Raw genomic sequence first — 22,780 nt, 5'->3', positions numbered from 1 at the left:
GATATTCTTGATGTTTTTTAATTTTCCGCCACGATGTGCGGAAATCCGCCCAAATGTTTTAAATGATTCACCATATAACAAAATAGCTCTGCTGTACGTTCCGTATCATATAGCGCAGAATGGGCTTGTTGGTTGTCAAAAGGAATTTTTGCCGCTTGGCAGGCTTTAACTAATACCGTTTGCCCGAACATAAAACCGCTTAATGTGGCGGTGTCAAAAGTGGAAAACGGATGGAAAGGGTTGCGTTTGGCATTCATGCGTTGTGCCGCAGCCATCACAAATCCATGATCGAATGCTGCATTATGCGCCACGATGATTGAACGTTGGCAGTCTGCGTCCTTTTGTGCCTTGCGTACCATTTTAAACATCTCGCTGATGGCGATATTTTCACTCACGGCTCCACGTAATGGGTTGTCGATGTCGATGCCGTTAAATTTGATGGACTCAGGATCTATATTGGCGCCTTCAAAAGGTTGAATGTGAAAATGGCATTTCTGATCCGGAATTAAATTGCCTGCGTCATCCATTTTTAGGGTAATGGCTGCCAGTTCTAATAGCGCATCGGTTTTGGCGTTCAAGCCGGCGGTTTCTACATCGATTACCACCGGTAAATAACCGCGAAATCGGTGTTTTAGTAAGTTGTAATTAATTGCTTCTTGGGCTTCAGACATAGCTTATCCTAAAAATAAAACGTGGATTATCGCTCATAATCCACGTTAAAAAATCTTTGAATTTCCTACCGCACTTGAGAGGTGAATTTAGTTACCTAAGCCGGCTTGTGCGCTTTGGTTTTCGATGAATTCAATTTTGTAACCGTCCGGATCTTCTACAAAAGCAATCACGGTTTTGCCACCTTTTACAGGGCCCGGTTCGCGAGTAACATTACCACCGGCTTGACGAACCGCTTCGCAAGTAGCGTAAATATCATCCACACCAATGGCGATATGGCCGTAAGCGTTACCTAAATCGTATTTTTCTACACCCCAGTTATAAGTTAATTCTAACACAGAGGCGCGGTCTTCATCATCGTAACCTAAAAAAGCCAGAGAATATTTGTATTCAGGGTTTTCACTGGTGCGCAATAGACGCATGCCCAACACATCTTGATAAAACTGAATAGAACGTTGTAAATCGCCTACGCGCAACATGGTATGTAAAATTCGCATGATATTCTCCATCAAATAAATAAAATCGCACTAATTATGCCACAGAATCATGGCGTTTTCTTTGGAAAATAAAAAGGATTAAGCTCGATTGAACTTAATCCTTCAAAATGAATTTAAAAAACGCAGTAAAATCTTACCGCACTTTTCAGGTTTAGAACGTGTAGTTTACACTTAAACGAACGTCACGACCCGGCTCAGGCAAGGTGGATACGCCTGCGCGTTGGCTGTGGCTGCGATAGTATTTGTTGAACGCATTGTTTAACGCTAAGTTAATGTTTACGTTTTTAACCGGTTTCCAAGTCACATAGAAATCGTTCACGCCATAGCCCGGACGTTTTGTGGTAGTTGCACCGCCGCCACGGTTTTGGGTGGTGGAATCGTAGCTGGTATGTTGTACAAAACGGCCTTTCCAACCGATTTCAACGTCAGGTTGTTCGAAGTGGTAAGACACACCTGTAGTCCAAGTACGACCGATCGGAATGGCGGTTACAGTGCTATCCACGGTTCTGCCGTTTAATTCCGGTTTACTGTAAGCCACGCCGGCGCGCAAGGTTAAGCCTTCGTATTTATAGGCTGCACCTAATTCATAACCATGATTTCTTAATTTGCCTGCATTTTGGATTTCATAATAACCTGGTCTGATTTGCGTAAAGGCGTGCGTATCTTGGATCGTTTGCCAGAAATAACTTCCGTTCAAAGAAAGGCTGTCAGCTAATTTATAGTTGAAACCCACTTCAGCGTTGCGCGATCTTTCCGGTTTAATGTTATTGGCAATGGAATACACTGCTGTTTTTCCTCGAGTCGATCCTGAAGAAAGCATGACTTCAAAGAAACGAGGACTTCGGGTAGCGTAGTTTAAGCTGGTATTTAAACTTAAATCATTGGTCACTTCATAAATTAAGCCGACACTTGGGTTTAGGTTTCCTTTACTGGATTTTGATCCATCCATTGCACGGAATGAGAAATGATCATAACGTAAGCCGGTGGTTAAGGTGAATGCGCCTAAGCCCCAGATACCTTCCGTATAAATACCCACATCACGTTTCTTTTGGGTCTTCATTTGGACGCCGTTTTGAACGGTGAGTGAGTTAGGCTTACCTTCTTGATCGCGGTAGTTAATACCGTATTTGATTAAGTGAGATTCACCGATGGGAGAATCCAAGTTTACGTTTGCGCCATTAGCAATTAAACGGGTTCTGGAATGTTCGCTCGGCTCTTCACGGCTAATCACACTACGCCATACATTAGCCTTAGCATTGCTAATAAAGCCCATGTTTTTTCCGATCCATTCAATCTTGCTAGTATCGTTTGTGGTGATGCGATAGCGAGGGGCATTATTGGCAGTGTTTATAATTTTGTTTCCATTACGATCTAAAACATACCAAGTATTCCCTTCTTGGCTTAATGTATAGCCGTTTGCACGCTGTTCTCTTGTTAGAGTCGGTGGATTGCCGTTTTGCGCACTGGCGGTTAACCAATCTTGCGAAAAGTCAAACTCTTCACGAAGTGCGCGAACGCCGTAATGACGCTCTTGACGGTGGCTTAATTCGATACGTTGATCTTCAGTAATATCAACCCCAACTTTGGCGAGTAAACCACGTTGATGTAATGAACTGTTTTGAACTTTTGTACCACCTTCCAAATTACGGAAATTATGGCCGCTTTTATAGTCGCTTTCATTTACCCAATTGCCGGAAAGTAATACGTCCATCGCTTGGGCGCGTGAATAAACGGTTGCACCTTTGCTCCAACCTTTGTTTGAGCTAACACCTGCATTTACCTTAAAACCAATGTCTTGACCTTCTTTCAGAAGATCTTTTGCGCTCACGGTTTCCGCAACGATAGCTCCGCTGGTTGCACCAATGCCGGCACTGGCTGACCCAGTCCCTTTTTGCACGCTCACTTTCTTGAATAGTGCCGGGTCAAACATGAAACGTCCTTGGTGGTGGAAGAGTTGGGCATCGGTATAAGCATCATCCACTTTTACATCCACTTGATCTTGCCCCATCCCGCGAATGGTAAACCATTGTGATGTTCCGCGACCACCACCGAAGTTAATCGCCGGTTCGTCTTTTAATAAACCCTTTAATTCAGTTTCCGTGCTGCGATTAATCGATTCAGTTGTAATTACATTGGTTTTACTTTTGGCACCGGTATTTTCAGACACCACGTTAATGATCTCTAAATTTTCTGCATAAACTGCAGTGGTAACTAACATTGCGAGGGGAAGCAATGAAAAATGTTTGCGCATAAATGCTCCTCTAAAGGTTGATGAAAGGTGAAATTTACAGCGTGGCAATTTAACGTATTTGCTTAATTTATGCAAATGATAATTATTATTAATTCTAGATTGTTTCTAATGGCATTTTATGGATGAAAATGTATGTGGTTTTTGTTAAAAGAGACGGAAACCGTAAGCACGATTAGTATGAGGAAAAAATGAATGTGAGAAGGAAAATACCGCAAAATCTCACCGCACTTTTGCTTTTTCTCCTAAAAATTGACTAAAATTCTTTAACTTTTCACTGCTTATTGAAAGGAAATGAAAATATGAATCGAACAGGATTATTCAATTTATCTTGGGAACGTTATCTTAATTTATTGTTTCTCTTGTTAACGGTTGGTTTTCTTAGTAGCGGCATCGTCACATTCATTGCCGCTAACTGGGATTATCTTTCCGATTTAACGAAGATTTACGGGTTGCAAACGTTGTTCGTTTTTTCCGTGATTACAGGCGGTTATTTTTTTATGCGCGAAAGTCGTCAGTTGGCAGCGGAGAAATTAAAACTCGTGTCGGTTGCGTTCTTCTTTTGCATTGCCGTGCTGATTGGCGCTACCTTAGCCCTCGTCGGACAAACTTATCAAACAGGCGCGAATACATGGGAATTATTTGCTATTTGGTCGGTGTGCCAAATTCCATGGTTGCTCTTGTTGCCTAATGTTGCGTCTGCCTTATTGCTGATTGTTACGGCAAATTTAACGTTGTATTTACTTCAGATAGCTGGTTATGACTATGCTGCTGTTTATGGCGCATTTCTCAACGCTGTTGGCTTGGTATTGAGTGAGGTTTTTACACGACGATTGCATGATGAACGTTGGCGAATCTTACCCAAAATCTTGCTTGGTTTTGTGGTAATACAGCTCTTCGGCATTCGTTTTATAGTCGATGACGCGATATTTGATACCGATTTTGGTTGGTTTACGGTGCTAAATTTCTTGACCGTGAGTGTGCCTTCTGCCGCATTATTTTATTTTTATAAGCAATATCGTTTTGATTTCACCAATTTAATTGCAAGTGCATTGGGGATAATTGTTGCTTTTAGCATGTTGCTCTTTTCTCATATCAATTCTGCGGATGCCGTTTTTTCGAGTGGTTTGTTGATTTTTGTGCTGACGATCTTGGCAATGAAATATCTGTACAAGCTTTATCAAGCCCGTTATCCGCAACATAAGAAAATGCCTTGGGCATTATCTGTTCTGTTTATTTTTGCCATTCTCATCGGTATGGTCATCGCCATTATTTGGGCGGCGTTTATTCTTGATATATCAGACCCGTTGCCCTCTGTGCTTGCTTTGGCAATCGCAATGTTGCTTACCGCACTGGGATTACATCGTGCTTATCCGCAAGCAAGTAATGAAATGTCGCTAGTGGTCGGTATTTGTTTTTTGATGGGATATGGCTTACTTGGTGGCTATTTATGGTTTGATCATTTGGGTGAGTCTAGCGAAACGACGCAGGTTTTTGTGCCGTTGTTGTTTTCTTGTGTAGTCGGTGCTTTTTATTTCGTCCGTAAAGAAGTTTGGCTACAAACTTTAACGGTAGTGAGTATCTTAAGCATGTGGCACCTCAGTTACTTGGAGGACATTGCATCCGGTTCCTTGTCTTTGACTTATCTTTCTATGTTGTGCTGTATTTGTGTTTTTGTAGGGCAGTTCTTATGGATGATAAAACACCAACAGAGCGAGGCAGTGACACCGCTTGCTTGGGGGCTTTTATTTTTTAGTCTCGGCTCTTGGAGCTATTCCGCATCCCAAACCTTCTTTCCTTGGTTTCATCATTTCAGCGAGGTCGCCGATGAGTTACCGTCCATTGACACGTTCTCAGACTTTTTCAGCGTCATTACCTATGGCATTTTTTCACGAGCGACATTGACATTTTCATGGTGGGTGCCGTTTTTTGTTTGTCTTACACCTTTCTGTGTTTATTGGGTTATCAGCTTCTTTTTTAAATCTGCGCCGGCGGAAAAGTGGTTTATTGCCATTGTTTTCACGCTCTTTACGATTGGTTTTGTGGCTCAACCGTCTATTTTGTTTTTTGTTGCCCTGTGGTTGATTGCCTATGTTTCGGCAAGCCGAACTTTATTTTTTATCGCTTTATTGGCGCTCATCACGAATTTGGCGCTTTACTATTATATGCTCTTTATCCCATTGCTTTATAAGTCGTTTTTACTCTTATGCTTTGGCGCATTATTTTCCTTTGTTGTATTTTTCTTGCATCGGAAATCTAAAGTGACGACACAAAGTGCGGTGGATTTTTCCGGTGTTTCTAAAAGAAAACCGTTGATAGCACTGCTTATCGCGTTACTGATGTTATCGCCATTAAATTATAAGGTATGGCAATTTGAGAATGTGTTGGCGACCGGCAAACCGGTCGTGCTAAAAATTGCGCCGATGGATCCGCGTTCGTTAATGCAAGGGGATTACATGTCCTTGAATTACGCCATTTTGCAGGATATTGAAGCGCAACTTAATGATGAGCCCGACCAACTAAATGACGAGCAAGCCAGTGAAAATGACATTTGGCAGACAACGAGCAAACGACAACCTAAATGGGTTTATGCCTTAATTCATCAAAATGAGCAGGGCGTTGCTACCTTGTGTCGCGTGGAAAAAACTAAACCGACGGATTTCACGGGGTGCGAACCAAACCTGTATTTACCGATTAATAACACAGGCTGGTCGCCCGCATTGCCAAGCCAAGAATATTTCTTTGCGGAGGGGAAAGGGCAATATTATGCGCAGGCAGAGTATGCCGAATATCGTTTTAAAGACGGCATTTTATTGCTTGCCCGTTTGCTGGATCAGGATTTAAAACCGTTATAAAAGCAAGAATAAGATCGTTGATAGATAAGAAAAAAGTGCGGTGGATTTTTAAAACGTTTTATATCCACCGCACTTTTTGTTTTGAGCTTTGCGTTTATTTCATCGCAATCATGGAGCCGAAGTTAAAGCATTGGAACCACAGTTCTACATGAGAAAAACCGACATTTTTTAACCGTGCTTTATGGGTTTCAATGCTGTCTGTACGCATCACATTTTCAAGTGCGGTGCGTTTTTGGCTCACCTCTAATTCGCTATAACCGTTGGCGCGTTTAAATTGATGGTGGAGATCAATCAGTAAGTCGTTGGTGTGTTCGTCTTCAAAACGGAATTTTTCTGACAGCACCAATACGCCGTTTGGATTTAATCCTTGATGAATTTTTTCCAACAACGCCACGCGATCTTGTGGTGGCAGAAATTGCAGGGTGAAATTCAAAATCACCATCGATGCGTTTTTGATCTCAATGTGGCGAATGTCATCACAGAGAATCTCGACCGGAATGTCACTGTGGTAGGCGGAAACATGTTGGCGACAACGTTCCACCATCGGTTGGGAATTGTCTACCCCGATAATTTTCACATTCGGTTGGTTAATATGACGACGAGCGGAAAGGGTTGCTGCCCCACGGGAACAACCTAAATCATAAATGTTGCTGTTTGCCGTCACAAAACGTTCGGCAAGCATACCGATGGCAGTGATGATGTTGGAATAGCCCGGCACGGAGCGCTGGATCATGTCGGGAAACACTTCCGCGACGCTTTCGTCAAAGGTAAAATCGCCCAATTTTTCAATAGGCGCAGAGAATAGGGTGTCTTTCATGTTTTTGCGATGCAATGATTTGAAATAAAAAGTGCGGTTATTTTAGAGAAAGTTTTTAACGGCGCAAATAAATTTCGCTTTCCAATTCAAAAGGCCAGGCAATTTACGTATAATCGCACGGTTAATTTATCTTTAATGACTCAGATTATAAAAAGGAATAGAAAATGATGCGTTCACATTATTGCGGTGCGTTAAACCGCGCAAATATCGGTCAGGAAGTGACATTAAGCGGTTGGGTTCATCGCCGCCGCGATTTAGGTGGGTTGATCTTTATTGATATGCGCGATCGGGATGGCATCGTGCAAGTGTGTTTCGACCCGAAATACCAAGACGCCTTGACCGCGGCTGCCGGTTTGCGTAACGAATTTTGTATTCAAATCAAAGGTGAAGTGATTGCTCGCCCGGATAACCAAATCAATAAAAACATGGCAACCGGTGAAGTGGAAGTATTGGCGAAAGCATTGAAAATTTACAACGCTTCCGATGTGTTGCCGTTAGACTTCAACCAAAACAATACGGAAGAACAACGCTTAAAATACCGTTATTTGGATTTACGCCGTCCGGAAATGGCGCAACGTTTGAAAACACGTGCGAAAATCACCAGTTTTGTACGTCGTTTCATGGATGACAATGGTTTCTTAGATATTGAAACGCCAATGCTAACCAAAGCCACACCGGAAGGTGCGCGCGACTATTTAGTACCGAGTCGCGTGCATAAAGGCAAATTCTATGCATTGCCACAATCACCACAGCTTTTCAAACAGTTACTCATGATGTCCGGTTTTGATCGTTATTATCAAATCGTGAAATGTTTCCGTGATGAAGATTTGCGTGCGGATCGTCAACCGGAATTTACCCAAATCGATGTAGAAACCTCTTTCCTGACAGCGCCTGAAGTGCGTGAGATTATGGAACGCATGGTGCACGGTTTATGGCAAAACATCATTGGTGTGGATTTAGGCAAATTCCCGGTGATGACTTGGCATGAAGCGATGAATCGCTTTGGTTCCGATAAGCCGGATTTGCGTAACCCGCTTGAACTAGTCGATGTGGCAGATCTCGTTAAAGAGGTGGATTTCAAAGTGTTCCAAGGCCCGGCCAATGATTCGAACGGTCGTGTGGCGGTCATTCGCGTACCAAATGGCAGCGAAATTACGCGTAAACAAATTGATGAATACACCCAATTTGTGGGCATTTACGGTGCGAAAGGTTTAGCTTGGGCGAAAGTTAATGATATCAATGCCGGCCTTGAAGGCGTTCAAAGCCCGATTGCGAAATTCTTAAATGAAGACGTATGGAAAGCGTTAGCAGAACGTGTAAAAGCACAAAACGGCGATATCTTGTTCTTCGGCGCAGACAAATGGCAAACCACCACCGATGCTATGGGTGCATTGCGTTTGAAACTGGGTCGTGATCTCGGCTTAACCCGTTTAGACGAATGGCAACCGCTTTGGGTCATTGATTTCCCAATGTTTGAACGTGATGATGAAGGCAATTTGGCGGCAATGCACCACCCATTCACATCTCCACGTGATTTCACACCGGAACAATTGGAAGCGGATCCAACAATCGCTGTGGCAAATGCTTACGATATGGTGATCAATGGTTACGAGGTTGGCGGCGGTTCTGTGCGTATTTTCGATCCGAAAATGCAACAAACCGTATTCCGCATTCTTGGTATCAACGAACAAGAACAACGCGAGAAATTTGGTTTCTTGTTGGATGCATTGAAATTCGGCACACCGCCACACGCAGGTTTAGCGTTCGGTTTAGACCGCTTAACCATGCTCTTAACCGGTACTGAAAATATCCGTGATGTTATCGCCTTCCCGAAAACGACGGCAGCGGCTTGTTTAATGACAGAGGCGCCAAGTTTTGCGAATCTGCAGGCATTAGGTGAGTTGAGCATTCAGGTTGTAAAAGCTGAGTAATGTTGAAATTTGGATAATAAAGTGCGGTCAAAATTGACCGCACTTTCTTTTTTAGATAAAAAATTTTATCTACTAAAATAAATTGCTTTTTTGGTGTGATAACTTGCCTTACTTCTTAGTTTTGAAGTTATTAACTAAAATTTTCAATAAATCGAAATTTTATTCTTTTATTTCTTCTTGGATAGAATTTTATTTTCTTTACTGGGTTGTGAAATTCTATTATAAATGAGTCCTTTCCCGCATTTATGGTCAATTTATAAGAGAGAATTTTATGAGTGAAGTTTCAAATTCAGTAGAAAAATCCACGTGGGCGACTAAATTCGCTGCGTTAGGTCCGGGCATCGTCATGGCATCGGCTGCCGTTGGTGGTTCGCATATTATCGCTTCCACCCAAGCCGGTGCGATTTATGGCTGGGAGTTAGTGAGCATTGTGATACTCGCTAATTTATTTAAATACCCGTTTTTCCGTTTTGGCGTGCAATATACCTTAGATACCGGCAATACCTTGTTGGAAGGTTATCGCCAAAAAGGGCAATTCTATTTGTGGTTGTTCCTTGCGTTGAACGTCTTTGCTACGGTGATTAATACGGCAGCGGTGGGCTTATTAACCGCCGCGATCTTAACCTTTATTATCCCTATTCCGTTGCCAATGCCGGTGTTGAGTTCATTGGTGATTGTGGTGATTACCGGCATTTTATTGTTAGGGAAATACCGCTTATTAGACAGCTTATCCAAAATCATCATGATCGCGTTAACCGTGACAACAGTCAGTGCCGTGGTGATTGCGTTTATGCGTAATGGCATGCAAGGTGTCGCACCGGCAGATTTCGTTGCGCCTTCCCCGTGGGAATTAAGCAAATTGGCATTTTTGGTGGCATTAATGGGCTGGATGCCGGCACCGATTGAAATTTCTGCCATTAACTCCATGTGGGTGGTGGCAAAACGTCGCTTGACCAAAGTGTCTTATCAAGACGGTTTGTTTGACTTCAACGTAGGTTACATTGGTACGGCGATTTTAGCGGTTGTATTCTTGGCGCTTGGCGCATTGGTACAATTCGGTTCACCTGAAACTGTAGAAATGGTGGGCGGTAAATATATCGCGCAATTAATCAATATGTATGCCAGCACCATCGGTGAATGGGCGCGTTTATTGATCGCGGTGATCGCTTTCATGTGTATGTTCGGCACGACCATTACCGTTATCGACGGTTATTCCCGTACCAACGTTGAGTCCTTGCGTTTATTACTTGGTAAACGCGAAAGCTCGGTAAGAACCTTGAACATTGCCATGGTGCTTGCCGCCGCCTCCGGTTTGGCGATTATTTTCTACTTTAATAACGCCGTTGGTCCGATGTTGAAATTCGCAATGATCGCTTCCTTTGTTTCTGCGCCGGTCTTTGCATGGTTGAACTTGTCCTTAACCATGAAAGCGAAACACAGCGTGAAAGGCGGATTATTATGGTTGTCCTTTATCGGCTTATTTTATTTAACCGCGTTTGCCGCACTCTTTATTGCACAGCAAGCCGGTTGGTTAGGCTAAAAATTTCTCTAAAAACGACCGCACTTTAAAGGTTTCTTTAAAGTGCGGTTCTTTTTTACGTTATTTTGCGTGAAAATACATGGCGAACTTTTTATTTGCGTGGATATCCAATTGAAATACAAAAACAACCAATCTGTCCTTGTTGTCATTTATGCCAAAGAGAGCGGCAGAGTACTCATGCTACAACGGGGAGACGATGCGGATTTCTGGCAATCTGTAACCGGTTCCCTCGAGGAAAATGAAACGCCGTATGAGGCAGCAGTACGTGAAATTTGGGAAGAAGTGCGGTTAAAAACGCCGTCAAAAAGCACCGCACTTTTGGATTGTCATGAAAGCGTAGCATTTGAAATTTTTCCGCATTTCCGCTATAAATACGCACCGAATGTTACCCACTGCCGAGAGCACTGGTTTTTGTTGGCTGTGGAGCAGGAATTTACCCCTGAATTAACCGAACATCTCGCTTTTCAATGGGTTTCGCCGGCACAAGCGATTCAAATGACGAAATCCCCTAATAACGCAGAAGCGATAAGAAAATATTTATTTGATTTGACAAAATAGAAGGAAAACAACATGGCAGGCCATAGTAAGTGGGCAAATATTAAACACCGTAAAGCGGCACAAGATGCGCAACGTGGCAAAATTTTTACTAAATTAATTCGTGAATTGGTGACCGCAGCAAAAATCGGTGGTGGTGACGTGAGTGCTAACCCGCGTTTACGTGCAGCGGTAGATAAAGCCTTAAGTAATAATATGACCCGCGATACCATTAACCGTGCCATTGAGCGTGGTGTCGGTGGTGGCGATGATACTAATATGGAAACCAAAATCTATGAAGGTTATGGTCCGGGCGGTACGGCTGTCATGGTGGAATGTTTGAGCGATAACGCCAACCGTACCATTTCCCAAGTTCGTCCAAGTTTTACCAAATGTGGCGGTAACTTAGGCACAGAAGGCTCTGTTGGTTATTTGTTCAGTAAAAAAGGATTGATTTTAGTGCTCCAAGCGGATGAAGATGCGTTAATGGAAGCGGCAATCGAAGCGGGCGCAGATGATGTTCAACCACAAGATGACGGTTCTTTTGAAATTTATACCGCTTGGGAAGACTTAGGTGCAGTGCGTGACGGTATTGAAGCTGCAGGTTTTAAAATTGAAAGCGCCGAAGTGACAATGATTCCATCAACAACCGTAGATTTGGATGCGGAAAATGCACCGAAACTATTGCGTTTAATTGATATGTTGGAAGACTGTGATGACGTACAAAACGTTTATCACAACGGTGAAATCAGCGATGAAGTCGCTGCAATGCTATAAGGAGCATTTATGAAATTTGTTAAAGTATTATCCGCGGTTGCAACCGTTGCTATTTTGAGCGCTTGCTCTACTACAACGGCAAAAATGGAAGATAAAGGACCTGCGCTTAGCATTACGGATAAAACCGTAGTGTATTCTTGCAACAAGAAAACCGTGACTGCCGTGTATCAATTTGAAGGTCAAGAACCTACTGGTGCAATGGTGATGGTCGGCAATAAAGTGATCGCTAAAGACTTTGCTCGTGATGCCGCTCAAAAAGATTTTACCGCATTTACTTCCGGCAACTATGTGTGGAATGTTGACAGCGGTTTAACCTTGGATAAATTTGATTCTGTCGTGCCGGTAAATCTTTTGCAAAAAGGCAAAAAATCCGACAAGATTATTGTGAAAAACTGTGATGTGAACGCGAAAGCGACCGCAAAAGCAAATCAATAAACTTTCACTTCAAATAAAAACGGCTAGGTCTTCTAGCCGTTTGTTTTATACCTGATTATGACAATTATTTTAGGCATTGATCCCGGTTCTCGCGTGACAGGTTATGGTGTTATCCGACAAAACGGACGACAGTTGGAATACCTTGGCAGTGGCGCCATTCGCACTCAAGTAGATGATTTGCCAACCCGTTTAAAACGTATTTATGCCGGTGTGACGGAAATCATCACGCAATTTCAACCGGATATGTTTGCGATTGAACAAGTGTTTATGGCGAAAAATGCGGATTCGGCGTTGAAACTTGGTCAGGCGCGTGGCACGGCGATTGTTGCAGCGGTGAATCATGATTTGCCGGTGTTTGAATATGCCGCGCGTTTAGTCAAACAAACCGTGGTCGGTATTGGTTCGGCAGATAAGGTTCAGGTGCAAGAGATGGTGACCCGAATTCTGAAACTTTCCAATAAGCCACAAGCCGATGCGGCGGATGCTTTAGCGATCGCCATTACGCATGCTCATTCCATACAACACTCTTTCCATGTGGCAGATGCCGTGGGTCAAAACGAAACGCAGGAAAAATTGACCGCACTTTTACGCACGCGATATAGTCGAGGCCGTTTCCGTTTAAAAATTTAACTGGATATTTATCCAGTTTTATTTTATGCTACGCACAATTTTTTACAGTTAACGAGAATTGCTATGATTGGTCATCTCACCGGTATTTTAATGGAAAAACAGCCGCCGGAAATTTTGTTGGATGTGCAAGGTGTCGGCTATGAATTGTTGTTGCCGATGACAAGTTTTTATCATCTGCCGGAAGTGGGCAAACAAACCAGCTTATTTACCCATTTGGTCGTTCGTGAAGATGCTCATTTACTCTTTGGATTTGCGCAAAAAACGGACCGCACTTTATTTCGTGAATTGATTAAAACTAATGGTGTTGGGCCTAAATTGGCGTTGGCGATTTTATCTGCTATGTCGGTGGATGAGTTTGCTTATGCCATTGAACGAGAAGAATTGTCAAAATTAGTGAAGATTCCTGGTGTTGGTAAAAAAACGGCTGAAAGGCTCTTAGTTGAACTCAAAGGCAAATTTAAAGGCGTAAAAAATAACGACTTCTTTATGCAAGCGGATCATTTGCCAAGTTTTAGCATGGAAACCGTTGTAACCGCCGAGCCTTCTAATGAGGCTGTGGCAGCATTGATCGCTTTGGGTTATAAGCCGGTTGATGCAGAGAAAATGGTGAAAAAAGTCTCTAAACCGGAGCTTTCCAGTGAACAGTTAATTCGTGAAGCTTTAAAAGCCGCATTGTAATTTGAGATAGACAAGATGATTGAAGCAGACAGAATTATCAGTGCTACGGCAAAATTAGACGAAGATGTCATTGATCGTGCCATTCGCCCAAAATTGCTGGCGGATTATGTGGGGCAACCACAAGTTTGCGAACAAATGGAAATTTTCATCAAAGCGGCACAATTACGTCAGGATGCATTGGATCATTTATTGATTTTTGGCCCGCCGGGATTAGGAAAAACCACACTGGCTAATATTGTCGCCAACGAGATGGGGGTAAATATTCGCACGACATCCGGTCCGGTTTTAGAAAAAGCGGGTGATTTAGCCGCAATGCTGACGAATCTTGAACCTCATGATGTGTTGTTTATTGATGAAATTCATCGCCTTTCCCCTGCTATTGAAGAAGTATTGTATCCGGCAATGGAAGATTATCAGTTGGACATCATGATTGGTGAAGGTCCGGCTGCCCGTTCCATTAAATTGGATTTACCGCCTTTTACGCTTATCGGTGCGACGACTCGAGCGGGTTCTTTAACCTCCCCATTACGTGATCGTTTTGGCATTGTGCAACGTCTAGAGTTTTATTCCGTGCCGGATTTAACGTCTATTGTGTCAAGAAGTGCGGTCTGTTTGCAGCTTAAAATTGATGATTCGGCAGCCTATGAGATTGCTCGCCGTTCTCGCGGAACACCGCGGATTGCGAATCGCTTATTACGTCGAGTGCGAGATTATGCTGATGTGCGTAATAACGGTGTGATTACCGAAGCGATTGCGAAAGCGGCGCTGTCTATGTTGGATATTGATGATGCCGGTTTTGATTATTTGGATAGAAAGTTGCTGACGGCTGTTTTAGAGCGTTTTGATGGTGGTCCGGTGGGATTAGACAATTTAGCGGCAGCCATCGGAGAGGAGCGGGATACCATTGAAGATGTGTTGGAGCCTTATTTAATTCAGCAGGGGTTCTTACAACGAACACCGCGAGGAAGAATGGCGACCTCAACGACTTATCGCCATTTTGGCATTGAAAAACTTTCCCGAGAAGACTAAAAAATAAAAGGCTTATTGATTTTCAATAAGCCTTTTATTTTTATCTTGTGATTATTGTTGCTGTTGTTTCATGCTGTTGAGTTTCGCTAATGCTACATCGCAACTTTTGATTTGTGTTGCCAATTCCATTTCAAGAATTTGCTGTTTGCTCTGATTGAGTTTGCTTCGAATCTTATTTACTTGAGTATGTGTGCCCGGTTGTTTTTCTGCTTCAGCAATCAGGTCTTCAGTTTCGTTGAATAAATCCTTGCATTGCTGTGGCATTTCTGATGATTTCTTCGCGCTATTTTCAGCGGCATTTACTACATTTGAAAAACTCATCACGGCGGTAGCCATGCAAAGTGCGGTCAAAATTCGTGTTGTTTTTGTTGCCATTTGAAATACCCTTGAACCATTCAAGTAAAAACTAATATGAATAAACTGGCAGGGAAACTATCAAAATATTGGTTAAAAGTCCAGAATTTCTTTCTAAATTTGTGATCTGGCGAATTTTGATTTGATAAATGTTGCAAGTTTGTTTAGAAAACATATAATTTGATGCAGATCAATTTTGCTTGAAATGCTTATTTTTAGTTATTGTTGATTTAGTTCGAAAAATGTGAGCTAGGCAACATTTCTACTATTCTTTATCCCTATGTTTAGTAGTAGAATGTGTCACTCATTTGGGTTATCTGTGTAATAATCGACTTAAAAAACTGCAACTAGCGGTCATTATAAAGATAATCTTACATGAAAAATTCAAAAGATATTTTGAGTTTGTGGGGTGATTACGAAGTAATCATAGAATTTAAAAACTTGTAGCTTTTACAAGGAGCCGAGATGTTAGACGTTGTTGAACTCTCAAGATTACAGTTTGCTTTAACCGCGCTGTATCACTTCATTTTTGTACCGCTGACACTTGGATTGTCTTTCGTGCTTGTCATCATGGAAACAATCTATGTCGCAACGGGTAAAGAAGTATATAAAGATATGACAAAATTTTGGGGTAAGTTATTTGGTATTAACTTTGCCCTAGGCGTAACGACCGGTATCATTATGGAATTCCAATTTGGTACAAACTGGTCTTACTATTCTCATTATGTGGGTGATATTTTTGGTGCGCCATTGGCGATCGAAGCATTACTTGCATTCTTCTTAGAATCCACTTTCGTGGGGCTATTCTTTTTCGGTTGGGATCGTTTAACTAAAGGTAAACACTTACTCGCAACTTACTGCGTAGCCTTTGGTTCAAACCTTTCTGCGATGTGGATTTTAGTCGCGAATGGTTGGATGCAACATCCGGTAGCGGCAGAATTTAACTTTGAAACTGTTCGTATGGAGATGACCAGTTTCCTAGATCTTTGGTTAAACCCGGTTGCTCAAAGTAAATTCTTACACACGTTAACGGCAGGTTATTCAACTGGTGCAATGTTTGTATTAGGAATCAGTGCATTCTATTTATTAAAAGGTCGTGATATTGGTTTCGCTAAACGTTCATTCTCTGTGGCGGCAACTTTTGGTTTTATCGCTGCATCAGCGGTATTAATTATGGGTGATGAATCAGGTTACGACATCGGTAAAGCACAACCTGTGAAATTAGCTGCAATGGAAGCTGAGTTTGAAACTCATCCTGCACCGGCGCCATTCCATCCAGTTGCGATTCCAAATACTGCAGAAATGAAAAATGATTTTGCGGTTGAAATCCCATATTTAGGTGGTTTAATTGCAACGCGTTCTTTAGACACTGAAATTGTTGGTTTGAAAGAGATTCAAGCGAAAAATGAAGGTCGTGTTCGTAACGGTATGGTTGCTTACGATTTATTCACACAATTAAAAGCAGAGAAAAAATCAGCAGGTCACGTAAATCCAGAAACTAAAGCAAAATTTGATGAAGTAAAAGGCGATTTAGGTTTTGGTTTATTATTAAAACGTTACACAGATAAAGTTGTTGATGCAACAGATGAACAAATTAAACAAGCGGCTCGTGATACTATTCCAAACGTAGGTCCTAACTTCTGGGCATTCCGTGGTATGTTAGCGGCAGGTGGCTTAATTATTTTATTGACCTTCGGTGCATTTGTTCAGAATTTACGTAATAAAGTCACTTCTTCTCGCTTATTACTTAAAGCATTGCTTTGGGGTATCCCATTGCCAATCTTAGCGATTGAATTTGGTTGGTTCTTAGCTGAATTTGGTCGTCAACCATGGGCGATTTATGAAGTATTACCGGTAGGTGTGTCTGCCTCTAACTTGAGTGTAGGTGACTTATGGTTCTCTATCGGTTTAATTTGTGTACTTTACTTCTTCTTCATTATTGCGGAAATGTATTTGATGTTTAAATATGCACGTTTAGGTCCAAGTGCATTGAAAACCGGCAAATACTATTTTGAGCAATCATCTAAATAAGCAGGAGATGGATTATGCTTGATTATGAAATTCTACGTATTATTTGGTGGGTGCTAGTTGTTGTATTGCTTATCGGTTTCTCTGTAACAGATGGATTCGATATGGGCGTGACCGCACTTTTACCCGTAGCAGGTAAGAAAGAAGTAGAAAGACGTATTATGATTAACTCTATTGCTCCACACTGGGATGGTAACCAAGTTTGGTTATTAACTGCTGGTGGTGCAATCTTCGCGGCATGGCCGATTGTTTATTCTGTAGCGTTTTCAGGATTCTATATTGCCTTATTCCTCGTGTTAGCCGCGTTATTCTTCCGTCCAATCGGTTTTGAATATCGTGCAAAAATTGATAATCCAACATGGCGTGCTGTGTGGGATTGGGGCTTGTTTGCCGGTGGTTTTGTACCTGCATTAGTATTCGGTGTAGCATTTGGTAATTTATTACAAGGTGTACCATTCGAATTAAATGAGCTTTCACAAGCAACTTACACAGGTTCTTTCTTTGCATTATTAAACCCATTTGCATTACTTTGTGGTGTGTTAAGTCTTGCAATGTTAGTGACTCACGGTGCGAACTGGTTACAAATGAAAACCACGGCAGCATTGCGTGATCGTGCAAGAGCAATTACACAAATCGGTGCATTAGTGACATTAATTACTTTTGTACTTGCGGGCGTGTGGCTTTCTTTCAAAGAAGGTTATGTTGTTACTAGCGTGTTAGATCACTTTGCGCCATCTTCACCTGCAGTAGGTAAAGAGGTGGCTGTTGAAGTCGGTGCATGGTTTAAGAACTTCAATGAGACTCCTGCTTTGTGGGCATTCCCAGCATTGGCTGTTGTGGGCGCATTATTGAATGTGATTGCATCTAAAGCAAATCGTTGTGGTTTTGCCTTCTTCTTCTCTGTATTAACAATGGCTGGTGTGATTATTACTGCGGCAGTATCAATGTTCCCATTTGTAATGCCTTCAAGTACCCACCCTGCACAAAGCTTGTTAATGTGGGATGCGACTTCAAGTGAATTAACATTAACCTTAATGTTCTACCTTGCATTAGTATTCGTCACCATCTCATTGCTTTACACTATTTGGTCATACTACAAAATGTTTGGTCGTTTGGATGAAAGCTTTGTTGAAGAGAACAAAAACTCATTATACTAGGGAGAATAATATGTTATATGCAATTTGGGTCGTAGGCGTTTTATTCGCTGTAGGCGTGAGTGCAAAGATTACAATGAACAAAGAACGTTCAGATAAATTTGACGAGTAATTGAATGATTAATTCATTGTATCAATTAGTAAATAAGGGTTCATTACGAACCCTTTCATTTATTTTAGCGCTGACTTTAACGGCGTTTTTCTTTTTTAATATTAATCAATTTTCAACGCAATTAAGAGCGGTCGAATTTTATTATGTTTTTATTTTGATCTGGAGCGTTGGGATTTTATGGATTCATGGTTTAGGCTTTGAGATCAGAGCAACGCTATGGCGTCTGATTTTCATGCCATGGATTGGTTATCTCGCAGCAATCATAAGTTTGTTGCATAATCTATTAACTTAGAATCAACGAGTTAATTTTTTTAATAAGTGTAATTTCAAGCTTGCTAATCATTTTGCGGCACTCTAAAATAACCGACCTCCTGCTTTCTAAATTTCATTAAATGGGGAAGAAAAGTTGGAACAGAACGTTTTTCATTATTCTGCTCGAGTTTATTACGAAGATACAGATGCAGGTGGTGTGGTTTATCATGCACGCTATTTACATTTTTTTGAGCGGGCAAGGACAGAATATTTAAGAACATTTAATTTTTCCCAACAAGAATTGTTAGCAGAAAATAAAGGGGCTTTTGTCGTTAAATCAATGAATATTGATTACTGTTTTCCGGCAAAATTAGATGACTTGCTACAAATAGAAACGCTTGTCACAGAAATAAAAGGCGCGTCAATTATTTTCTCTCAAATTATTAAACGGAATGAATTAACGTTATGTCGGGCTACTGTAAAGGTAGCCTATGTTGATCTTGGTAAAATGAAACCGGTGGCAATTCCATCGCAAATCAAGGCAACACTAGTCAATTAACTATTAGTGAGTTGTTTTCGGAGTATCCAATGACCTCAGAATTAAACTTTTTAGATCTCTTTTTAAAAGCCAGTATTGTGGTTCAATTAGTAATTCTCATTTTAGTGAGTTTTTCTATTATTTCTTGGGCGATTATTATTCAACGTAGCCGAGTATTAACGAAGGCATTAAAAGAATCTATGGCATTTGAAGACCGTTTTTGGTCCGGTGAAGATTTAAATAAATTATATGAAGGATTATCTAATCGTCGTGATGGTTTAACTGGGAGCGAACAGATTTTTTATGTTGGTTTTAAAGAGTTTACTCGTTTAAAACAAGCAAACCCAGATGCACCGGAAGCGATTATTAAAGGTAGTACCCGTGCCATGAATTTATCTATGAATCGTGAAATTGAAGATATTGAAACTCGTGTTCCGTTCTTGGCAACCGTAGCATCCATTAGCCCATATATCGGTCTTTTTGGTACGGTTTGGGGAATCATGCACGCTTTCATGTCCTTGAGTGGTGCAAAACAAGCTACATTACAAATGGTTGCGCCGGGGATTGCGGAAGCGCTAATTGCGACAGCAATCGGCTTATTTGCGGCAATTCCGGCGGTAATGGCTTATAACCGTTTAAGTTTACGCGTGAATAAACTTGAACAAAATTATGGTAATTTTATTGATGAATTTACGACGATCTTGCATCGCCAGGTTTTCGGTAAAAATCACCATAGTTAATTAATCATATTTTCAGCCGCACTTTGTGTTAAAAGTGCGGTCACTATTTTAGATGTTTTTTCGATTATAAGTTTAGAAGGTTGATATGTCTTATCGTCGTCAGCGCCGCGATATCAAATCTGAAATCAATATTGTTCCGTTTTTGGACGTGCTTTTAGTATTGGTTTTGATTTTTATGGCTACTGCGCCAATCATTAGCCAGAGCGTAGAGGTTGAATTGCCGGATGCTGTGCAAAGCCAAAACGTGTCTGCAGAAGACAGAACACCGGTTATTTTAGAAGTTTCCGGTGTTGGTCAATATGCGATTTCAATTGGAGGAAATCGTACGGAAAATTTAACTGAAGATATGGTTACCCAGTTATCTAAACAAGAGTTTGATAAAGATAACAATACAATGTTCTTAGTTGGTGGCGCGAAAGACGTACCTTATGAAGAAGTGATTAAAGCACTTAATTTGCTTCATCTCGCCGGAATTAAGTCAGTTGGGTTAATGACAAATCCAATTTAATGAGATAGGTAACCATTGTGCAGAAAAAGCGACAAAAAGGTGATGTTGATGCAGTTGTGATTTCGGTCATAATGCACTTGATTTTGTTTGGTTTGCTTATCCTCAGTTCTTTGTACCACAATATTGATATTATGGGTGGTGGTGAAGGTGAGGATGGCGAAGTGATTGGTGCTGTGATGGTGGATACCGGTTCTGCGGCTCAGGAATGGGGACGAATTCAGCAGCAGAAAAAAGGCCAAGCGGACAAACAAAAGAAACAAGAATTGGAAGATAAAAAACAAGAAGAACAGCAACGTCAACAAGAGCTCGAGAAGAAAAAAGAGCAAGAAAAACAAAAACAACTTGCTGAGCAAAAGAAACAGCAAGAGGAAAAAGCTCGTTTAGAGGCATTAGAGAAACAAAAAGAAGCAGAAGAAGCAAAAGCCAAACAAGCCGCAGAAGCCGCTAAATTGAAAGCTGATGCGGAAGCTAAGCGCTTAGCCGCTGCAGCTAAACAAGCGGAAGAAGAGGCGAAAGCAAAAGCCGCAGCAGTAGAAAAAGCAAAACAAGAAGCTAAAGCGAAAGCAGAGGCTGAAGCGAAGGCAAAAGCGGATGCCGAAGCTAAAGCAAAAGCTGAAGCGGAGGCTAAAGCCAAGGCTAAGGCAGAAGCAGATGCTAAAGCGAAAGCCGAGGCGAAAGCGAAAGCTGATGCCAAGGCAAAAGCAGACGCAGCGAAGCGTAAGGCTGATCAAAATGCATTAGATGATTTCTTTAATGGCGGTGATCTTGGTGGCGGAAGTGCAATCAAAGGTGGAAATGCGAATAAGCAAGGTAGTCAAGGTGCCGGAGCATCAATGGGGGCTGGTGATGGCGGTAAAACAGGTTCTGCATATGCGGGCGTTGTTTACTCTTCGATAAAACCTTATTTCCGTGGAGATACACGCTTTATAGGTAAAGTTTGCGATATTAAGATGGAAATTGCCAGTGATGGAACTATTTTATCGTATGAGAAAAAATCCGGGCCTAATGATTTGTGTGCAGCTGCATTAAATGCGATTGAGCAAGCTAAAAAAATGCGTAGAGCACCTACTCCGGAAGAGTATGAAATGTTTAAGAGCTTTACTCTTGGGTTTGACCCAAGAAAAGTGCGGTAATTTTTCACCGCACTTTGAACAATAGGAGAAAAAATGAAAAGAGTTATTCAAGTATTTAGCTTATTTATTATGCTATTAGGATTGACTTCACTAGCTCGTGCAGAGGTTCGCATCGTTATTGATGAGGTTATGGATTCTGCGCGACCTATTGCTGTTGTTCCGTTTAAGTGGAATGGTCCAGGCAGTGCGCCGGCAGATATTGCAGATATCATTGCATCAGACTTACGTAATAGTGGAAAATTTAATCCACTTTCTGTCAGTAAAATGCCTCAGCAGCCGACTACAGCTGCAGAAGTTAACCCTAGTGCATGGTCTGCATTGGGTATTGAGGCAGTAATTGTTGGACAAGTAACTCCATCTAATGGTGGGTTTGATATTGCTTACCAATTAGTCGATACCATGGGTAGTGCTGGTTCAATTTTGTCTCAAAACCAATATACGGTAACTCAAAAATGGGTTCGTTACGGGGCGCATACTGTGAGTGATGAAACCTTTGAGAAACTAACAGGGATTCGTGGCGCATTTCGGACTCGTATTGCTTATGTCGTGCAAAAAAATGGTGGATCACAACCTTATGAGGTCCGCGTAGCCGACTATGATGGTTTTAACCAATTTATTATTAATAAGAGCTCTCAGCCTTTTATGTCTCCGGCATGGTCTCCGGATGGCAAAAAATTAGCGTATGTTTCTTTTGAAAATAAAAAAGCGCAAATTATTCTGCAAGATCTTGGTTCAATGGCACGTAAAGTGATTGCTTCATTCCCAGGACACAACGGAGCTCCGGCCTTCTCGCCAGATGGCTCAAGATTAGCATTTGCCTCTTCAAAAGACGGCGTATTGAATATTTATGTAATAAATTTGGGTAGTGGACAGGTTTCTCAGTTAACCAGTGGCTCAGGTAATAACACTGAACCTTCTTGGTCGCCTGATGGGCAGTCAATCGTGTTCACATCCGATAGAGGCGGCTCTCCGCAAGTTTATCGCATGAGTGCATCCGGTGGTGGAGTATCTCTTGTTGGTGGACGTGGTAGTGGTCAAATCAGCTCAGATGGTAGTACGTTAGTAATGATCGATGGAAGTAATAACATTGTGAAACAAGATTTGGTTTCAGGTGGTTCTGAGGTACTAAGTTCAACTTTCTTAGATGAAAGTCCGAGTATTTCACCAAATGGTATTATGATTATTTATAGCTCTACCCAAGGCTTGGGAAAGGTGCTACAATTAGTGTCCACAGACGGACGCTTTAAGGCACGTTTACCAGGGAATGATGGACAAGTTAAATTTCCAGCTTGGTCACCATACTTAACTAAATAAACAAGGA

22 protein-coding genes are annotated in these 22,780 nt (G+C 41.7%); 17 read left to right on the top strand and 5 right to left on the bottom strand.

All coding sequences use genetic code 11. From position 1 onward, the window contains the following. Positions 1-17: 17 nt before the first annotated feature. The 3 genes from rnt to J5A60_RS06620 form a co-directional block, all read right to left on the bottom strand. The gene (gene rnt / locus J5A60_RS06630) at positions 18-671 is read right to left on the bottom strand and encodes a ribonuclease T (RefSeq protein ID WP_109860021.1); all 654 of its coding nucleotides are present in this window, start codon (positions 669-671) and stop codon (positions 18-20) included. An 87-nt stretch (positions 672-758) separates the two neighbouring features. Then, positions 759-1,166, bottom strand: a complete 408-nt coding sequence (gloA, locus tag J5A60_RS06625; RefSeq protein ID WP_048749033.1) for a lactoylglutathione lyase — start codon at positions 1,164-1,166, stop codon at positions 759-761. A 151-nt stretch (positions 1,167-1,317) separates the two neighbouring features. Next, complete coding sequence (locus J5A60_RS06620; RefSeq protein WP_212509859.1) at positions 1,318-3,417, bottom strand: TonB-dependent receptor domain-containing protein; 2,100 nt, start codon at positions 3,415-3,417, stop codon at positions 1,318-1,320. Between the two features lie 299 nt (positions 3,418-3,716). Between J5A60_RS06620 and J5A60_RS06615 the strand changes: the two genes are divergently transcribed. Beyond that, positions 3,717-6,269, top strand: a complete 2,553-nt coding sequence (locus J5A60_RS06615; RefSeq protein WP_212509858.1) for a GDYXXLXY domain-containing protein — start codon at positions 3,717-3,719, stop codon at positions 6,267-6,269. 94 nt (positions 6,270-6,363) lie between these two features. On the opposite strand, the gene cmoA is transcribed toward J5A60_RS06615, so the two are convergent. Then, positions 6,364-7,086 carry a carboxy-S-adenosyl-L-methionine synthase CmoA gene (gene cmoA / locus J5A60_RS06610; RefSeq protein ID WP_212509857.1) on the bottom strand — a complete coding sequence of 241 codons (723 nt, stop codon included), beginning with the start codon at positions 7,084-7,086 and terminating at the stop codon, positions 6,364-6,366. A 164-nt stretch (positions 7,087-7,250) separates the two neighbouring features. On the opposite strand from cmoA, the gene aspS reads away from it, so the two are divergent. The 8 genes from aspS (at position 7,251) to ruvB (ending at position 14,640) form a co-directional block, all read left to right on the top strand. Continuing rightward, positions 7,251-9,017: an aspartate--tRNA ligase gene (gene aspS, locus J5A60_RS06605; RefSeq protein WP_212509856.1), complete on the top strand. Its 1,767-nt coding sequence runs from the start codon at positions 7,251-7,253 to the stop codon at positions 9,015-9,017. A gap of 271 nt (positions 9,018-9,288) precedes the next feature. Next, entirely contained in the window at positions 9,289-10,557 is a 1,269-nt protein-coding gene (locus J5A60_RS06600) for an NRAMP family divalent metal transporter (protein WP_212509855.1), read from the top strand. Positions 10,558-10,668: 111 nt separating this feature from the next. Further along, a complete protein-coding gene (gene nudB, locus J5A60_RS06595) occupies positions 10,669-11,115 on the top strand; it encodes a dihydroneopterin triphosphate diphosphatase (protein ID WP_212509854.1) in 447 nt (148 codons plus the stop codon). 12 nt (positions 11,116-11,127) lie between these two features. After that, on the top strand, positions 11,128-11,868 hold the full coding sequence (locus J5A60_RS06590; protein ID WP_212509853.1) for a YebC/PmpR family DNA-binding transcriptional regulator: 741 nt from the start codon (positions 11,128-11,130) through the stop codon (positions 11,866-11,868). A gap of 9 nt (positions 11,869-11,877) precedes the next feature. Then, positions 11,878-12,303, top strand: a complete 426-nt coding sequence (locus tag J5A60_RS06585) for a hypothetical protein (protein WP_212509852.1) — start codon at positions 11,878-11,880, stop codon at positions 12,301-12,303. 57 nt (positions 12,304-12,360) lie between these two features. Beyond that, complete coding sequence (gene ruvC, locus J5A60_RS06580; RefSeq protein WP_212509851.1) at positions 12,361-12,933, top strand: crossover junction endodeoxyribonuclease RuvC; 573 nt, start codon at positions 12,361-12,363, stop codon at positions 12,931-12,933. A gap of 63 nt (positions 12,934-12,996) precedes the next feature. Continuing rightward, positions 12,997-13,611: a Holliday junction branch migration protein RuvA gene (gene ruvA, locus J5A60_RS06575; protein WP_048749051.1), complete on the top strand. Its 615-nt coding sequence runs from the start codon at positions 12,997-12,999 to the stop codon at positions 13,609-13,611. Positions 13,612-13,626: 15 nt separating this feature from the next. Beyond that, positions 13,627-14,640, top strand: a complete 1,014-nt coding sequence (gene ruvB, locus J5A60_RS06570) for a Holliday junction branch migration DNA helicase RuvB (protein ID WP_212509850.1) — start codon at positions 13,627-13,629, stop codon at positions 14,638-14,640. Positions 14,641-14,691: 51 nt separating this feature from the next. Here the strand turns inward: ruvB and J5A60_RS06565 are convergent, their stop codons facing one another. Continuing rightward, positions 14,692-15,015 carry a DUF5339 domain-containing protein gene (locus J5A60_RS06565; protein ID WP_109860032.1) on the bottom strand — a complete coding sequence of 108 codons (324 nt, stop codon included), beginning with the start codon at positions 15,013-15,015 and terminating at the stop codon, positions 14,692-14,694. 444 nt (positions 15,016-15,459) lie between these two features. On the opposite strand from J5A60_RS06565, the gene J5A60_RS06560 reads away from it, so the two are divergent. The 8 genes from J5A60_RS06560 to tolB all read left to right on the top strand — a co-directional run bounded on the left by J5A60_RS06560 (position 15,460) and on the right by tolB (position 22,773). Then, complete coding sequence (locus tag J5A60_RS06560; protein WP_212509849.1) at positions 15,460-17,025, top strand: cytochrome ubiquinol oxidase subunit I; 1,566 nt, start codon at positions 15,460-15,462, stop codon at positions 17,023-17,025. Between the two features lie 14 nt (positions 17,026-17,039). Beyond that, positions 17,040-18,179, top strand: coding sequence for a cytochrome d ubiquinol oxidase subunit II (cydB, locus tag J5A60_RS06555; RefSeq protein ID WP_212509848.1), 1,140 nt, complete (start codon positions 17,040-17,042; stop codon positions 18,177-18,179). 113 nt (positions 18,180-18,292) lie between these two features. Further along, positions 18,293-18,580 (top strand): cyd operon protein YbgE, encoded by a 288-nt coding sequence (gene ybgE / locus J5A60_RS06550; protein ID WP_006719001.1) that lies wholly within the window; start codon positions 18,293-18,295, stop codon positions 18,578-18,580. 114 nt (positions 18,581-18,694) lie between these two features. After that, a complete protein-coding gene (ybgC, locus tag J5A60_RS06545) occupies positions 18,695-19,099 on the top strand; it encodes a tol-pal system-associated acyl-CoA thioesterase (RefSeq protein WP_006718999.1) in 405 nt (134 codons plus the stop codon). A gap of 29 nt (positions 19,100-19,128) precedes the next feature. Continuing rightward, on the top strand, positions 19,129-19,818 hold the full coding sequence (tolQ, locus tag J5A60_RS06540; protein WP_006718998.1) for a protein TolQ: 690 nt from the start codon (positions 19,129-19,131) through the stop codon (positions 19,816-19,818). A gap of 85 nt (positions 19,819-19,903) precedes the next feature. After that, positions 19,904-20,326 (top strand): colicin uptake protein TolR, encoded by a 423-nt coding sequence (gene tolR / locus J5A60_RS06535; protein WP_006718996.1) that lies wholly within the window; start codon positions 19,904-19,906, stop codon positions 20,324-20,326. Positions 20,327-20,343: 17 nt separating this feature from the next. Next, positions 20,344-21,459, top strand: a complete 1,116-nt coding sequence (gene tolA, locus J5A60_RS06530; RefSeq protein ID WP_212509847.1) for a cell envelope integrity protein TolA — start codon at positions 20,344-20,346, stop codon at positions 21,457-21,459. A 33-nt stretch (positions 21,460-21,492) separates the two neighbouring features. Next, positions 21,493-22,773 (top strand): Tol-Pal system beta propeller repeat protein TolB, encoded by a 1,281-nt coding sequence (gene tolB, locus J5A60_RS06525; RefSeq protein ID WP_212509846.1) that lies wholly within the window; start codon positions 21,493-21,495, stop codon positions 22,771-22,773. Positions 22,774-22,780: the final 7 nt, after the last annotated feature.

The organism is Aggregatibacter sp. oral taxon 513 (genome assembly GCF_018128305.1).
Classification (GTDB): domain Bacteria; phylum Pseudomonadota; class Gammaproteobacteria; order Enterobacterales; family Pasteurellaceae; genus Aggregatibacter; species Aggregatibacter segnis_A.
The sequence above is the reverse complement of the archived record's forward strand: the minus strand, read 5'-3'. Positions and strand labels throughout refer to the sequence as shown.